At 45.5% G+C, this 15,703-nt stretch carries 12 protein-coding genes and 3 tRNA genes; 7 read left to right on the top strand and 8 right to left on the bottom strand.

The features are described from left to right. Positions 1-21 precede the first annotated feature (21 nt). The 7 genes from Aso01_RS14005 (at position 22) to Aso01_RS13975 (ending at position 6,202) form a co-directional block, all read left to right on the top strand. Positions 22-106 (top strand) — tRNA-Leu (locus Aso01_RS14005). 488 nt (positions 107-594) lie between these two features. Then, positions 595-671, top strand: a tRNA-Met gene (locus Aso01_RS14000). A gap of 87 nt (positions 672-758) precedes the next feature. Then, positions 759-835, top strand: a tRNA-Met gene (locus tag Aso01_RS13995). 204 nt (positions 836-1,039) lie between these two features. Further along, the gene (gene rimP, locus Aso01_RS13990; protein WP_004932478.1) at positions 1,040-1,564 is read left to right on the top strand and encodes a ribosome maturation factor RimP; all 525 of its coding nucleotides are present in this window, start codon (positions 1,040-1,042) and stop codon (positions 1,562-1,564) included. A gap of 35 nt (positions 1,565-1,599) precedes the next feature. Further along, entirely contained in the window at positions 1,600-3,084 is a 1,485-nt protein-coding gene (nusA, locus tag Aso01_RS13985; RefSeq protein ID WP_004932481.1) for a transcription termination factor NusA, read from the top strand. Between the two features lie 11 nt (positions 3,085-3,095). Next, on the top strand, positions 3,096-5,801 hold the full coding sequence (gene infB / locus Aso01_RS13980; RefSeq protein ID WP_004932482.1) for a translation initiation factor IF-2: 2,706 nt from the start codon (positions 3,096-3,098) through the stop codon (positions 5,799-5,801). Further along, entirely contained in the window at positions 5,801-6,202 is a 402-nt protein-coding gene (locus Aso01_RS13975) for a ribosome-binding factor A (RefSeq protein WP_004932486.1), read from the top strand. The genes infB and Aso01_RS13975 overlap by 1 nt, the downstream gene beginning before the upstream one ends. Before the next feature lie 43 nt (positions 6,203-6,245). Here Aso01_RS13975 and Aso01_RS13970 read toward each other — a convergent pair whose 3' ends face one another. The 8 genes from Aso01_RS13970 to Aso01_RS13935 all read right to left on the bottom strand — a co-directional run bounded on the left by Aso01_RS13970 (position 6,246) and on the right by Aso01_RS13935 (position 15,697). Next, positions 6,246-6,650: a Na+/H+ antiporter subunit G gene (locus Aso01_RS13970; protein ID WP_004932488.1), complete on the bottom strand. Its 405-nt coding sequence runs from the start codon at positions 6,648-6,650 to the stop codon at positions 6,246-6,248. Between the two features lie 9 nt (positions 6,651-6,659). Continuing rightward, positions 6,660-6,935, bottom strand: coding sequence for a monovalent cation/H+ antiporter subunit F (locus Aso01_RS13965; protein ID WP_004932491.1), 276 nt, complete (start codon positions 6,933-6,935; stop codon positions 6,660-6,662). Beyond that, a complete protein-coding gene (locus Aso01_RS13960) occupies positions 6,932-7,459 on the bottom strand; it encodes a Na+/H+ antiporter subunit E (RefSeq protein WP_004932493.1) in 528 nt (175 codons plus the stop codon). The genes Aso01_RS13965 and Aso01_RS13960 overlap by 4 nt, the downstream gene beginning before the upstream one ends. Before the next feature lie 2 nt (positions 7,460-7,461). After that, complete coding sequence (locus Aso01_RS13955) at positions 7,462-9,270, bottom strand: monovalent cation/H+ antiporter subunit D (protein WP_004932495.1); 1,809 nt, start codon at positions 9,268-9,270, stop codon at positions 7,462-7,464. Then, positions 9,270-9,638 carry a Na+/H+ antiporter subunit C gene (locus tag Aso01_RS13950; protein ID WP_004932497.1) on the bottom strand — a complete coding sequence of 123 codons (369 nt, stop codon included), beginning with the start codon at positions 9,636-9,638 and terminating at the stop codon, positions 9,270-9,272. The genes Aso01_RS13955 and Aso01_RS13950 overlap by 1 nt, the downstream gene beginning before the upstream one ends. 2 nt (positions 9,639-9,640) lie before the next feature. Beyond that, positions 9,641-12,484, bottom strand: coding sequence for a monovalent cation/H+ antiporter subunit A (locus Aso01_RS13945; protein ID WP_004932499.1), 2,844 nt, complete (start codon positions 12,482-12,484; stop codon positions 9,641-9,643). A 325-nt stretch (positions 12,485-12,809) separates the two neighbouring features. After that, positions 12,810-14,180, bottom strand: coding sequence for an AAA family ATPase (locus tag Aso01_RS13940; RefSeq protein ID WP_004932502.1), 1,371 nt, complete (start codon positions 14,178-14,180; stop codon positions 12,810-12,812). A gap of 14 nt (positions 14,181-14,194) precedes the next feature. Continuing rightward, complete coding sequence (locus Aso01_RS13935; protein WP_004932507.1) at positions 14,195-15,697, bottom strand: UvrD-helicase domain-containing protein; 1,503 nt, start codon at positions 15,695-15,697, stop codon at positions 14,195-14,197. Positions 15,698-15,703 lie beyond the last annotated feature (6 nt).

Below are 15,703 nucleotides of genomic sequence, written 5' to 3'. Positions count from 1 at the left end.
CTAGAATTCCTGCCACAAGCTGCGGTGGTGGTGGAATTGGTAGACACGCTACCTTGAGGTGGTAGTGCTTTCGGGCGTGGGGGTTCAAGTCCCCCCTTCCGCACCAATCTTCAAGTCATTTGATGATTGGTGTATGCAGCAGTTGAAGGAGTCGCATTGAATGCGAACATCCTGAGATTAAAAAAAGGTATCTTTTATAAGATACCTTTTTTTGTTTGTGTAAATTAAAAATATAACCCTAATTTCTTGTTAGGTGCTGATCAGAAGATGATGCGCCGTGTAACGGGATCTGATCTTAAGAATTACACATCAAAATAAATCAAAACCCGAAATAGCCCCCAACATCCTTAACACCAAGAAAATGTGTGCTTGTCAGATGGAAAATCTCGATTTTGAGTGTAAATTGTGCGGTGTTGTTCGATAATTGGGCGTTTGGTGAGTGTAAAGCTGAATAATCGGAATCATTGGTTGACAGGGTGGGTTTAACTCTCTATAGTTCGCTTCACCAGAAAAGTTGCACTGTTTGTGAGACACACAACAGGCTAAGATGTTAAAAATCTTGGTGCAAACTTTTTGCCACACAAAGTGTGTTGATGCGGGATGGAGCAGTCTGGTAGCTCGTCGGGCTCATAACCCGAAGGTCGTTGGTTCAAATCCAGCTCCCGCTACCATTTTCAATTTGAGTTGCAAAGTCAAATTGGAGCATTGGTTGAAAGATTGACTTTTTTCAATGAATGTATATAATATTTGCACGTTGATGCGGGATGGAGCAGTCTGGTAGCTCGTCGGGCTCATAACCCGAAGGTCGTTGGTTCAAATCCAGCTCCCGCTACCAAGTTTCTAAGAGGGCTCACAGATAGGTGGGCCTTTTTGCACAGTGGATTTTAGGTTGCTGTGCAAAAATATAGGGGCGATTAACGCCCTTTTTTATTGGCTATCGTGTAGTGTCGACATCAATTGGTCAAATAGTCATGCTTCACTATAGTAAGTCTGAATCGGTCAAAGGACCGATTGAATCGCACAAAAATGACGAGAGTAAATGAAGTTATCAAACAAAACCCAAGCACTCCAAGATCTAATCGCTCCTGCAGTGCAAGCCTGTGACGTCAATCTTTGGGGAATTGAATTTATTCCACAAGGCAAGCGTTCATTATTGCGTATTTTTATTGATAAGCCCGTAGATGAGACTGCTGAACCTGTTGTAAATGAAGACGGGGAAACTGAGCTCGGACGTGGTATTGGCGTTCAGGACTGTGTTCGTGTGACCCAGCAAGTGGGTGCCATCTTGGACGTTCATGATCCGATTTCAGGTGAGTATGCACTTGAAGTTTCATCACCAGGTTGGGATCGACCGTTTTTCCAGCTTGAACAAATGTCTGCATATATCGGACAACAAGTCGCTCTGAGATTAATTAGCGCTGTCGAAAATCGTCGTAAGTTCCAAGCAAAACTGTTGCTCGTAGACCTTGAAAATGAAATGATTCAAGTAGAAGTGGACGGTAAGCATGTGCTTGAGATTGATAGTCATAATATCGACAAAGCAAACTTGATCTATCAGGACTAAATTCATTTAAATTAATAAGAATCTGTAGGTGACTTATGAGCCGTGAAATTCTTACCGTTGTAGAAACGGTTAGTAATGAAAAAGGTGTTAGTCGTGAAGCGATCTTCGAAGCGCTAGAACAAGCTCTTGTTGCGGCAACGAAGAAAAAATTCTACGAAGGCACAAATGCAGAAGAAGCGCAGTTGCGTGTTGAAATTGATCGTAAAACAGGTGACTACCGCACGTTCCGTCAATGGACACTTGTGGCCGATGAAGATCATGAAATGCCAGCATGTCAAGACGCGATTTCTGATGTTGATTCATCAAAATGGTCAATTGGCGATGTGCGTGAACTTGAAGTAGAGTCGATCGAATTTGGTCGTATTGCTGCTCAAATTGCCAAGCAAGTGATTGTACAAAAAATCCGTGAAGCAGAACGCGCACTGATTGCAGATGCTTACGAGTCAAAAGTGGGTGAGCTCATTTATGGCGAAGTGAAAAAGCAAACTAAAGACGGTTTCATTATCGATCTAGGGGACAATGCAGAAGCGTATTTGGCACGTGAAGAAATGATTGCCAAAGAAATTTTGCGTCCTAAGCAACGCGTTAACGCAATTTTGTACAGCGTAAACCGTGAAGGTCGTGGTGCGCAGTTGCTCTTGTCACGTGCACGTCCTGAAATGCTGATGGCATTGATGAAAAAAGAAATTCCAGAAATTTCTGAAGAAATTATTGAGATTAAAGCAGCGGCACGTCAGCCGGGTGTTCGCGCAAAAATTGCCGTGAAAACCAACGACCATCGTATCGATCCTGTTGGTGCATGTATTGGTATGCGTGGTACGCGTATCCAAGCGGTTCAGCAAGAACTCAACGGCGAGCGTATTGATGTCGTGGTATGGTCAGACGATCCAGCACAATACATCGCAAGCGCGCTTGAGCCAGCTGATGTATCGGGCATCGTACTCGATGAAGATACACGCAGTGCCGACATTATTTTTGCAACCAATGATCAGTTGGCGCGTGCAATTGGTTCACAAGGCCAGAATGTACGTCTTGCATCTGAATTAACTGGTTACAAACTCGACATGATGCTTGAAGAAGAGTATCGTGCTCGTCAACAAAATGAAGCACAGCAGTATTTGGACATGTTTGTCACACGTCTGGATATTGAAGAAGATCTCGCAATGGCGCTGGTTGAAATGGGCTTTACTTCTCTTGAAGAAATTGCTTACGTACCATCAGAAACCTTTGATGAAATTGAGCTTGATCAAGAGTTGGTTGAGTTACTTCAAAGCCGTGCAAAAGAAGCCGCATTAACAGATGCATTAAAACAGCAAGAAAATGTTCAAGAACCAAGTCAAGAACTTCTCGAAATGGAAGGCATGACTCGTGAGCTTGCATACGCTCTTGCAGCACGTGGTGTCGTGACAGTTGATGATCTTGCCGATCAAGCAACCGATGATATTTCTGATATCGAAGGTCTTGGTCAAGAAAAAGCAGGTCAACTGATTATGAAAGCACGCGAATCTTGGTTTAATTAAGGGGGTGGTACATGACGGACAAATCCATTAAAGAGTTAGCACTCAGTGTTGATCGTCCTGTTGAAAAGCTCCTTGAACAGGTTCGTGAAGCAGGTCTGCCACAACGTACAGCAAATGACATTATTACCACTGAACAGCAAAATACCTTGGTGAATTACTTGAAAAAGGTTCACGGGCAGGAAAGTGGTGCAGGAAAAATCACGTTGAAACGTAAAACTACCAGTACGGCAAAAGTGGCGAGCACATCAGGCAAAGCCAAAACCATTAACGTAGAAGTTCGCAAGAAGCATACGTTTACCAAGCCAAATCCTGAACAAATCGCGGCTGAAGCCAAAGCGCGTCAGGAAAGCGAAGAAAAAGCACGTACACAAGATCGTACGCGTCAAGTGGCGGAACAACCAAAGCGTGACGAAGTTGTAGAAAATAAAGCGCAAGCAACGTTAAACGCGATGCGTGCTGCTCAGCAAAAAGAAACCGCAAAAACCACAACAGCAACAGCTGAGGTGGTGGTAAAACGTAAATCGACCAATAAACCAATCAAGCCTGTCAATGTAAAACAGGTGGAAACGGCCGAACAACGTAAAGCGCGTGAAGCAGAAGCGGCTAAACTTAAAGCGACAGAAGAAACAGCGCGTCGTAAAGCAGCGGAAGAAGCGCAACAGCGTACACTTGAACAAATGCGCAAAATGGCGTCTAAGTATTCAAGTGACGAAGCGACTACGACAATTCGTGTGATTGATGATTCTCCACTTGCTTCAGGTCTAGTTGGCCAAGCTTATGAAGATTCATTTAAGCAAGAAGACCGTGAAATTAAACGTGGTAGCGCAACCACCAATCCGCGTGCGGGTAAAAAAGGTGGCCGTCGTGGTCAAGAAGAGCAAAGCTTTGTTAACCACAATAAACGTGGTTTGAAATCAAGCCAGGCAAATAAGCATGGATTTGAAAAGCCAGTTAAAAAGCAAGTTTATGATGTAGAAATCGGTTCAAGCATTGTTGTTGCCGATCTTGCACAAAAAATGGCAGTCAAAGTACGTGAAGTCATCAAATCACTAATGAAAATGGGTGAGTTGGTTAATCAAGATCAAGCGATTGATCAAGATATCGCTGCACTTGTTGTTGAGGAAATGGGCCATAACCCTGTTTTAGTTTCTGATACACAAGCAGAAGATAACTTGCTTGAAGCGGCTGAAGAAGCACGTGGTGAGCAAACGACTCGTCCGCCGGTTGTGACGATCATGGGTCACGTAGACCATGGTAAAACTTCGTTGCTTGACCGTATTCGTCGCTCGAAAGTGGCAGCGGGTGAAGCGGGTGGTATTACCCAGCATATTGGTGCTTATCACGTTGAAACGCCAAAAGGGATTATTACTTTCCTAGATACTCCGGGACATGCTGCATTTACCTCAATGCGTGCACGTGGTGCGAAAGCAACGGATATCGTGGTATTGGTAGTTGCAGCAGATGACGGTGTAATGCCACAAACTGCAGAAGCAATTGACCATGCGCGTGCAGCAGGTACGCCAATCATTGTTGCAATCAACAAGATGGATAAAGAATCTGCTGATGTAGACCGTGTGTTAAATGAATTAACAACGAAACAAATCGTTCCAGAAGAATGGGGTGGTGATGTTCCGATTGCTAAAGTTTCTGCACACAGTGGACAAGGGATCGATGAACTTCTTGATTTGATTTTGATTCAATCAGAATTGATGGAATTAAAAGCATCTTCTGAAGGTGCTGCGCAGGGTGTTGTGATTGAAGCACGTGTCGACAAAGGCCGTGGTGCAGTGACCTCGATTCTGGTGCAAAACGGTACATTGAACATTGGTGACCTTGTACTTGCAGGTTCATCTTATGGTCGTGTTCGTGCGATGTCTGATGAAAATGGTCAGCCAATCAAATCTGCAGGTCCTTCTATTCCAGTGGAAATTCTGGGCTTACCAGATGCTCCAATGGCGGGTGATGAAGTGCTTGTGGTCAATGACGAGAAGAAAGCTCGTGAAGTGGCTGATGCGCGTGCAGACCGTGAACGTCAAAAACGTATTGAGCGTCAAAGTGCAATGCGTCTTGAAAACATCATGTCATCAATGGGCAAAAAAGACGTTCCAACCGTCAATGTGGTCTTGAAAGCAGACGTACGTGGTACGCTTGAAGCCTTGACTGCAGCCTTGAATGAATTGTCGATGGACGAAGTTCGCGTTCGTGTGATCAGTTCAGGTGTTGGTGCAATCACAGAATCTGACGTAACGCTTGCAGAATCGTCTGAAGCAGTATTGCTTGGCTTTAACGTTCGTGCCGATACAACCGCACGTCAAAAGAGCGATCAAGACGGCATCGACATTCGTTACTACAGCATCATCTACGAATTGATTGATGATGTGAAGAATGCCATGAGCGGTAAGCTTGCACCTGAACACCGTGAAACCATCTTGGGTGTTGCTGAAGTACGTGAAGTATTCCACTCAAGCAAGTTTGGTGCAGCAGCGGGCTGTATGGTACTTGAAGGTATGTTACATCGTAATAAGCCGATTCGCGTATTACGTGATGACGTGGTGGTCTTCCAGGGCGAGCTTGAATCTCTTCGTCGTTATAAAGATGTGGTAGATGAAGTTCGTGCCGGTATGGAATGTGGCCTTGCGGTGAAAGGTTATAAAGACATCAAGGTCAAAGACAAGATCGAAGTCTATGATGTTCAATTAATTAAACGGAGTCTTTAATGGCGGGTAGCCAACGCTTAAAGCGAATGGCGGATTCAGTGCAGCGTGAGTTGTCTGAACTGATCCGTCAGGAGCTGAAAGATCCTCGCTTAGGTGGTCTAGTGACCATCTCGGCGGTGAAAGTCAGTGCAGACATGGGTTATGCTGAAGTTTATGTCACAGTAATGGGGCGTGAGCTCGGTGATGAGCAAAGTGAGGCAGCAAATAAAGAAACGCTAGACGTTTTAAATAAAGCATCTGGTTTCTTGCGCCATGAACTAAGCCGTCGCATCAAGACACGTATTACGCCTAGATTGCGTTTTCATTATGACAAAACCAATGCCTATGGTAATTACATGTTTGGTTTGATTGAAAAGGCAGTACAAGATCTGCCGGAACAGTCGCCTGAAGATAAATCTTAAATAAAAAAAAGCCACCTTCGGGTGGCTTTTTTTTGCTGCGCTTTTAATCCTTGGGAGGATCCATAGGCGGTTTAGTCGATGAGAAGCGTTGACCGAATTTATAGCGATCCCACGGTAAAGGACGATTAATACTTTCAGGCACTTCACCACTTAAAGAGCGTAAACGCAAATGTAATGCCGCCTGTGCCATCAAGTTGGCTGAAACGGGTGCTGTGATAAATGCCAGTAAGGTAATGATCAGCTCTGCAAAGCCGAAGCGACCATGAAATGCAGAATAAATAATTGAGGCAATCAAAAAACCGCCCAAACCTAAAGTACTGGCTTTGGTGGGTGCATGCAGGCGCATAAATAGATCGGGCAGGCGAATCATGCCAATTCCACCAATCAGAATAAAAAAGGCGCCAATCAATAAAAAGATCGAAACCAGAATTTCCATGATCAATTGCATGAGTTGCTCCTAGTCAATGACATGCCCAGTGGTAAAATAACGTGCCAATGCGACAGTCGAAACAAAGCCCAGCATGGCAATCAGCAATGCGCCTTCAAACAGATTGGTGGTGGCCCAGTAAATTCCCAGCACAATCACCAAGCAGGTTGCATTTAAAAACAAGGTGTCGAGTGCCAGTAGTCGATCAATAACCGAAGGCCCCATGACCAAACGAATCAGGCAAAGAAACATCGAAATCGTAATGGCAACCAAACAGATGCCTAAAGCATAAGGAAGTATGGTCATGCGCGATCTCCTTGATTTGGATCGACCTCAAAAATGGCAAGTAGCGGTTTTTCGTAGCGATCTTTAATATCTTGAATATCCAGCTCAGTATCGTCTGTGCTGAGTGAATGCACCAGAATATCACCACGTTCCTGATCAATACCCGCAGATACGGTGCCAGGTGTGGTGGTAATAATCATCGCCAGCAAACTGTTCACCTGTTCATGCTGGGTTTCTAGCGGTACACGATACCATTTGGGACACAAACGATCGGTTGGCCCTAGCACCAATTTGGCGACGCGAATGTTGGAGATTACGATATCCCAAAGCACCACAAAAACCAGCTTGATGGCCAGCGTCCAGTGAATGTGCGGCGTACGTTTGATAAACGGACGCATCATTCGTGGAATAAAAATACCCAGTAAAGCTGCCAAGAGCAGATGTCCAAACTCCACGCTATGCGACAGCATGAGCCAGCTCAATACTACAATCACTGAAACAAATGGATGAGGAAACCAACGTTCAAGTAAAGAATCTTTTTTCATCTCTATTGCTCCATTGGTTTGAGTTGGGCATCACTTGGTGCAACTTGCTCGTTTTTAAGCTGCTGTTCAATCTGGCGCAGTTTATAAGACGAGATATGTTCACCGTTTAAACTATTTGGCGACAAAACATACGGAATATAGTGTGCATTGGCATCCGGCGCTTCTCCGCCATATTTGGTTTCCGGCAAATAGGTTGGATCAAAAGCTTGAATGCTAATCACTTGGCCTTCACGATCTTTTTTCAATACCTGATCGATATACAAAGAGCGATCACGTATTTGCTCGGCAGTCGCTTGCGTGTATTGCTGAATGGGCGATGCAAAAACGACGTAAGCCGTTAAAATACTTAAAAACACATAAATCGTGATGTTGTTGCGTGCCGGAGCACGGTCAGGTAAAGCCTGATAACGTACATATTCTGGTTGTGTTGGATCTTGCTCAGGACGGCTTGAGCGCCAAAACAGCACAAAGCCCACACGAGTCAGTGCAATAATACTGAGCAAACTCACGATCAAAATAATGGCAATAATCCAGCCCTGATGCGCCGACTGTGCTGTGGCCTGTAAAATAAAGACTTTACCAAGGAACCCACTAAACGGGGGTAGGCCTGCAAGCATGAGTGCAATCAGTAGATAAACAATCGAGAGTAGCTTGTCTTGTTTCATTTGCGGCGCAATTTTAAGGTGATCCTTAAACTCACCACGTTGCGCAGTAATCCAGCCTGAAAACAGATAAAATGCTGCTGCAATCAGGGTGCTATGCACCATATAATACAGTGCTGCAGCCCATGCTTGCGTGTTGGCCATGGCAATGGCAATCAGTAATGTACCGACCGACGATAAGATCATAAACCCGATAAAGCGACGTAAACGATCTGCTCCAATAGCGCCAATCACACCATAAATGGAGGTGATCAGGCCAATTGGCAGTAGCCATTGCTGTAACATCGCTTGTGAGAAGGTGTCATCAAATACCGTACCATTAACACGTAAAATGGCATAAATCCCCACTTTGGTCATAATGGTGAAAATTGCAGCGACGGGCGTTGTGGCCACAGCATAGGTTTTCGGTAGCCAAAATCCAACGGGAAGCATGGCTGCTTTAATTCCAAAAACCACAAATAACAATAAGCCACCCGCTGCTGCAAGTTTGTGTGCATCAGGCTCAAGAATTGGCATTAAGCGCGCCACATCCGCCATATTGAGACTGCCGACACTGCCATAAATCATCCCGAGGCCAATCAAAAATAGTGCAGAAGCCAGCAAGTTGATGGTGACGTAATGTATTCCCAATTGAAATCGCGCTTTGCCTTGTGTATGTAACAGCAGTACATACGATGCCAACAGCAAAACTTCAAAAAAGACAAACAGGTTGAATAAGTCGCCCGTTAAAAATGCCCCGGACACGCCCATGAGTAAAAAATGAAACATGGTATGGAAATAACGACCACGCGCATCCCACTCTTTGCTGGCAAACCACAGTACAGGTGCAGCAAGGGCATAAGTAAGCAACAGCATGAATGCAGACAAGCGATCCAGAATCAACACAATGCCAAACGGTGCCGACCATTCTCCGAGTTGATAAACCGTAATCTGGCCGGTATTGGCGATCATGAAATAACTAATCGCGGTTGCCAGACTCAACAAGATTGAAACTAAACTGATGCCGCGACGCCATGGTTGGCGCGGATCGTGATCTAAAGCGCCGGATCCGGGATTCCCCAACAAAATGAGTGCAAATGCAGTAAAAGCCGGAATTAAAATACTCATGATTGGCGCATGAGCATGCCAGAAGGTCATAAAATCAAACATTATGGCTTGTCCTCACGCGGGTCATAGTTCAGCGATGGATCTTCTTTTGAATCGACATGATCGGTTCCAGACTCATAACGACTGCGGATGGCCAATTGCACCACAAAGGCTGTGGTCGCAAATCCAATCACAATCGCAGTCAACACCAAAGCCTGAGGTAAGGGGTCTGTTACATTGGCTGTTTCGGTGAGTACGGCAGGAGAGTTTGTCTGCAAGCGTCCCATGGCAAACAAAAATAAATTCACAGCATAACCAATCATGGCCAGTCCCAACACGACGGGAAAGGTACGCGCACGTAGAATCAAATAAATACCAGTTGCAACCAATAATCCGATTGCAGAGGCCAGTAAAAACTCAAGACTTATCATGGTCAATCTCCTTCACGTAGAACAGGACCAGACATGGTGGAATGTCGAGAATCCCCCAAGACTGAAATCAGCAGCATGGTGGCGCCCACAACCGTGGCATAAACGCCCACGTCAAAAGCTGCGGCACTGGCCAGATGCATTTCTCCCAAAAGTGGCGGATGTACATAAATATGCGCACTGGTCAAAAATGGACGTAACCAGTACCATGCGGCTAAACCCGTAAGCCCTGCAATCATGAGTCCTGAACCAATCCAGATTTCATATAAGCGACCAGACTTGGCTTGCAATAGACGCTCAGCGCGATCCTGACCCTGTGCAACATACTGAATGATCAATGCCATGGAGGTAATCAAGCCAGCAATGAATCCGCCTCCAGGATAGTTATGCCCACGTAAAAAGATATACAGGCTCACCACCAATGCCACAGGAAGTACCCATGAGGCTGTGGTTCTGAGCATGAGAGGAGAGGGATTAAAACGATAGGTCAGACCTGGTGTCACGCTGGTGCCGTGGATTCGCATGCCATCCATGAGGCACAGTGCACCCAAGGCAGCAATTCCGAGTACCGTGATTTCACCGAAGGTATCGAAGCCACGGAAATCGACCAGAATAACGTTGACCACGTTTGAACCGCCGCCAAGTGGAAGCGATTGTTGTAAGAAGAACCATGAAATTGAATTGTGATCACGCGTTAGAATCAGCCATGCAATCCAGCCCACCCCAGCACCACCCAAAATCGCGATACTGGCATCGCGCCAGCGACGCGTACGTTTGGATTCATACGGTGTAAGTTGTGGTAGCAACGACAAACTCATCAGCAATAACACTGTGGTCACCACATCGACGGTAATTTGGGTCAAGGCAAGGTCAGGTGCAGAAAGGCCGACAAATACCATGGTCACCACCAAGCCAATCGCACCGCTGATCAAGACAGCTTTGATTCGTTCATGATGGAACCAGATCATCATCCAGCAGGCACAGAAAAGTACCAGCCATAACACCACAGCAGCCCACGGTGCCAGTAACAGCTCACGTGTTCCTGTGGTCAAGCCCTGATTCACCAGAGGTGTGGCGACAATGGCAATGCTAAAAAGTAAAATCCAAAACAGATAAAGCTGTAATGATCCGGTTTCTGTGCTGAGCTTGATTTTACGACTGCCCAACAATAAATAATGAAGGAAACGATCAAACAGCTCACGCCCTTGCAAGCGCCCCAAATAAGGGTCTAAATCGATATCGCGCAAGCGCTGACCTTTTGCAAGTGCAAAATAAAACAATGCCCCACCTACCAGTGCGATGACACTCATCAGCAGTGGCAGATTAAAACCATGCCAAATTGCCAGATGACTTCCTGCAAAATCTGGTGTCATCAGGCTTGCACGGGTGGTTTGATTAACAATGTTTTCGACCAAGAGCGCCGGTAAAATACCGACTAAAATACACAAAGTTGCCAGCAAGATTGCAGGTAAACGCATGCCGATTGGTGGTTCATGTGCATTTTTATTGGGAACTTTACTGCCGATTGGACCATCAAAAAATACGCCGTGTACCAGTCGAATCGAGTAACTCACGGCAAAAATACCCGCCAGTGTTGCCACGATAATCGAGAAGATCAGCGCACCACCCGAAAGATTGGCCACCAACTCGGTAAAGAACATTTCTTTAGAGATAAAGCCATTGGTGAGTGGGACGCCAGCCATCGAAGCGGCAGTGATCATGGTCAGGGTGCCGGTAAAAGGCAGCATTTGCCAAATTCCGCTGAGTTTGCGTAAATCACGTGTTTGGGTTTCGTGGTCTATAATTCCCGCGATCATAAACAGCGCTGCTTTAAAGGTGGCATGGTTAATGATGTGAAAAATCGCCGCAGCCACCGCAAGCGGTGATCCGATACCGAGCAAACACACAATAAGCCCTAAGTGGCTGATGGTGGAATATGCTAAAAGACCTTTTAGATCTTCTTTAAAAATCGCAAAGAAAGCAGCCATACATAAGGTAAATAGGCCGACAAACGTCACGATATTATGATACAGCGCTGCACCCACAAAAATTGGGGCCAAACGTGCCAGCAGGAAAATTCCTGCCTTCACCATGGTTGCAGAATGCAAATAGGCCGAGACAGGTGTAGGGGCTGCCATGGCATTGGGTAACCAGAAGTGAAACGGGAACTGCGCGCTTTTGGTAAATGCACCCAGTAGAATCAGCAGCAAAGCCGGTACAAACAGGCTATGTGATTGAATCAGCTCTTTCATTCCGAGCAGTTGATCAATCTGATAAGTTCCTGCGATTTGACCCAGCAAAATAAATCCACCCAGCATCGCAAGACCGCCCATACCTGTAATGGTAAGTGCCATACGTGAGCCACGCTGTGCCGCTTCGTAATTCCCCCAATATCCCACCAGTAAAAAAGATGAAATACTGGTCAATTCCCAAAAAATCAGGAGCAGAATGAGGTTATTGGAAAGTGAAATTCCCAGCATGGCTGCCATAAAAATCATCAGCAACATATACAGCTTGGAGAGGGAATTTTTGGCGCTCAGGTAATAATATGCATAGATGTAAATCAGTGTACCGATGCCGGTAATGAGGAGGCTAAACAGCAAGCCCAACGCATCGAGACGAAAACTGAGATTGATTCCAAGTTGAGGTAGCCATGCCCAGCTTTGCTGAACAACGGCACCACTAAATACCGCCTGAGCTTGGGTCAAGAGCAAACTGAAACTGGCGAGACTGACCCCAATGGCACCGAGTGCGGTGATCCCTCGAGAAAATCGCTGCAGAAATAAGACAAGTGTTGTGCCTAATATTAACGGTAATAAGATAATGATCGGTAACACGCTGGTATCCATGTCATGAGTTAGGCCGCAGCCTAAACGTGAATCTTATCTTTTAAGCGGTCTAGGATGACAAAGAGCCTTCCAAATATTGATCACTTAAAAACCAAAATAGAACAAAGCAAGGAAAAAACAAGCTGTATTGCGCAACTTGAAAAAACAAAATAAAACTATCCAAAGCAGTATACAGGATAGAAAATAAACACACCTCAACGCTTACATGAAAATAACATTATCAAAGACTTAAATGAAGACTTCAGGCTAAGATAGTGATTTTCATTGATAGGTAATTTCAATTGTAACACAAAATCTGATTTAATTTGTTAATTATTCAGCCTATTTATCGTGCGGAATCAACATGCGGTTCATCTGAGGGTAAATCTGGCTTGAGCAGCTGAATCAGTTGCTGTTTTTGTTCTGGCGAAAGTGACTGAATTTGCGCCACTAAACCATCTAGTTGCTCGGTGCCAGCCAGTAAGCAAGGCGACTCATCGGGAGCCGATTCAGTCGCTTGATTAAACAGTCGATTATAGATTTGATCATAAAGATGTACTGGGGCACTGGGTTCAATAGTGTGAATTTGAAAATGGATCAGTTTCAACGATTGATAATCGCTGGCATGCTCAAGTAATTCGTCCCGATTGCCTGTCGCGATAATTTGAATGGCCGGAAAGGCTCGACTCAGACGCTTTAATATTTCATGCGAAAGCTGATGGTCCAGCTGTGCATCGATATGGTCGATCATCAAAATCCCTTCGCCTTCAAGGCAAGGGTACAGACTAAATGGATTCAGCAAGCATAGGCGTCTGACCACATCTCCCACCAGTGCGATCCAGACTTTGAGTGAGTTAGACAATTGTTGATAAGGGAGGAGCTGCCCTTGATAGCGCACCATAAGTTGCAATTTAGGGTGATACTCAAGATAAAGATCGGTCAATTCAGGAAAAACCATTTGCAAACTATTTTTCAGTGCTTGTAAATGTGGCGTTTTTAATTGAGCCTGCGCATGAAACATTACTTCTTCAAGTGGTGGTGCATTGCTGTCTTCATCATGTTGGGTGACGCGTTGTAGAAGCTGAGCAGCCTGAGCATTTTCAACATCACTGACTTCACGCAACCATTCAAAAAAGCGTGCAAATGTGGTGTAGGGTGGCGTCACAGTTTCATAGGCAGAAACGGATTGAAACACCGCCGGAATATTTTTGCTGAGTAAATTTACTTCGTGAATAAAACGATCGGCAGGGTAGTAAGCGATCAGAGGCAGGCCTTGTAAGGGATCTTGATGTATGGCGTGCTGATAAAGACTAACCAGTTGTTCAAGTTGTTGCGTATCAACTTGACTGATGCCTGTCCCACTGGCCGATAAGGTTTTAAATAGTCGCCATGTGCATCCGTGAGCGTCGTATTGTTGTACATCGCTGCTTTCTGTGATCACACCTATTTCAGCAGGAAATTGGACATCCAATTGAATTTTTGCCTGCGTTTTTTGAAAGCTGATATCTTGATCTTGCATGACAATGCCGGCAGCACGCGCGTCTTTAAAGCGTGCAGGAAACCAACTGAGCGCCTGAAAAAGATGCTTGAGCAGCGTGGTTTTACCTGATGAATGCTCACCCAGAATCAATGTGACGGGCTTTTGAGCGTAATCGAACTGTACGTCAAGGTTTTGAAATGGACCAATATGTTTGAGACGGATCGATTTTAGCTTCATCAGTGGCTCACTCTCTATACGACAGATGTACTCAAGCGCTGTGACGAGCGTAACTTGAGCTGTTGCACAAGATCATAAATATGATGGATGTTCAAACTTACTTTAGCACGGGTACAAGCCACATAGAGCAGACGAAGTTCTTCATCTGTAATTTTATGCTCTAAATTGTTAATTTTAAATTGGTAGTCGTCTTCAATATGCACACGGTTCCACTCAAGACCTTTGGCTTTATGTGCCGTTGAGATCACATAGTCTGCTTGCTCAATCGGCGTAATCTTGGATAATGCCTTTTTGAGAGGGGCTGTACCGTGGTCATCGACCAGTTTCACCAAAGGCTTAATGTCACTGCCATCATTGGTTTCACAATATTCATGTACATCATGCCATGAATTGAACCATGCCAGCTCTGGAACGTCGGTCACACGTTTGCCCTGTTTGAGCTGGCTGGCCGCATCGACAAAGCGATTGAGTTTATTGTGATCGGCTTGCAGGCTGACTTTATCGCCATGAACCAGACCAGAGAGGAGTAACTCCATGGCACGGGCATTGGTTCTGCACAAAATCGCATCACGCTGTTTGGTATGCGGTTTGTTGACGACTTTTGAATTCAGTTCGGGATTGCCCAGCAGCGGGATGGTTTCATTCAGTCCATGCAGCAGATGATTGGCAATATCGGCAATACTTTCGCCAAAGCGAAACGAGGTGGTCAGGCGTGACTCAGGCAAGGGCAGTTGTTGCATGGCATTGACTGCACCGCGCCAAGCATAAATTTGCTGATGCGCATCCCCTACATAAATCACTTGGGTACTACGTTGTTTGAGCAAGATGCCGAGCATGAGTGGATCGGCATCTTGTGCTTCATCAAATAGCACATAATCGGCTGGAATGACGGGATTTGATAACGCCCAGAGCTTGAGGTAGATATCGTGCCCGATACCCGCCTGATGCTGTGGATCAATCGATTCTAGCCAGCGCCGCTCAACTGCCGGATAAAGATGCTGTTGAAGCTGATCGATGTCATCGGGATGCAGCCAGCTCGGTGCCTGAATATGTCGAGGTGCAGGATATTGCGAGTTGGTCGAGCAAAAGTAACTGACCGTGTTGGCCACTAAACTGGCTAGACGACTGGGCATCAGCACATATTTTTCGTAACGCCCGCCCATCAGTCGACGTAAAGTAATCGGCTCAAGCCGATAATCCTTGGCCATAAAGCTGGGGCTGAGTCGTGGTAAGCGAAGTTTATCGGTAACGCCGCGTGGCACACTACGAAATGCCAATGAATGAAAGGTTCTGCAATCCACTTGTCGATGAAACTTTTGCTGTGCCTCACTGGCAATGGCTTTGTTAAAAGCCAGATACATGCCACGCCGTGCAGGCATGGCATCACTGATCATTTGCAAGGTGGTGGTTTTTCCTGTGCCTGCATAGGCAATCACCTTAAACGATTCACCCAAACGGGCATTGTCAATTGCGGTCGCTTGTTCGTATGTGGCTTTTGGTTTTTCTTGGCTCGACACAGGTGG

The organism is Acinetobacter soli (genome assembly GCF_000760595.1).
In the GTDB taxonomy this organism is placed as follows: Bacteria; Pseudomonadota; Gammaproteobacteria; order Pseudomonadales; family Moraxellaceae; genus Acinetobacter; species Acinetobacter soli.
This window is presented reverse-complemented; position numbering and strand designations above follow the sequence as displayed.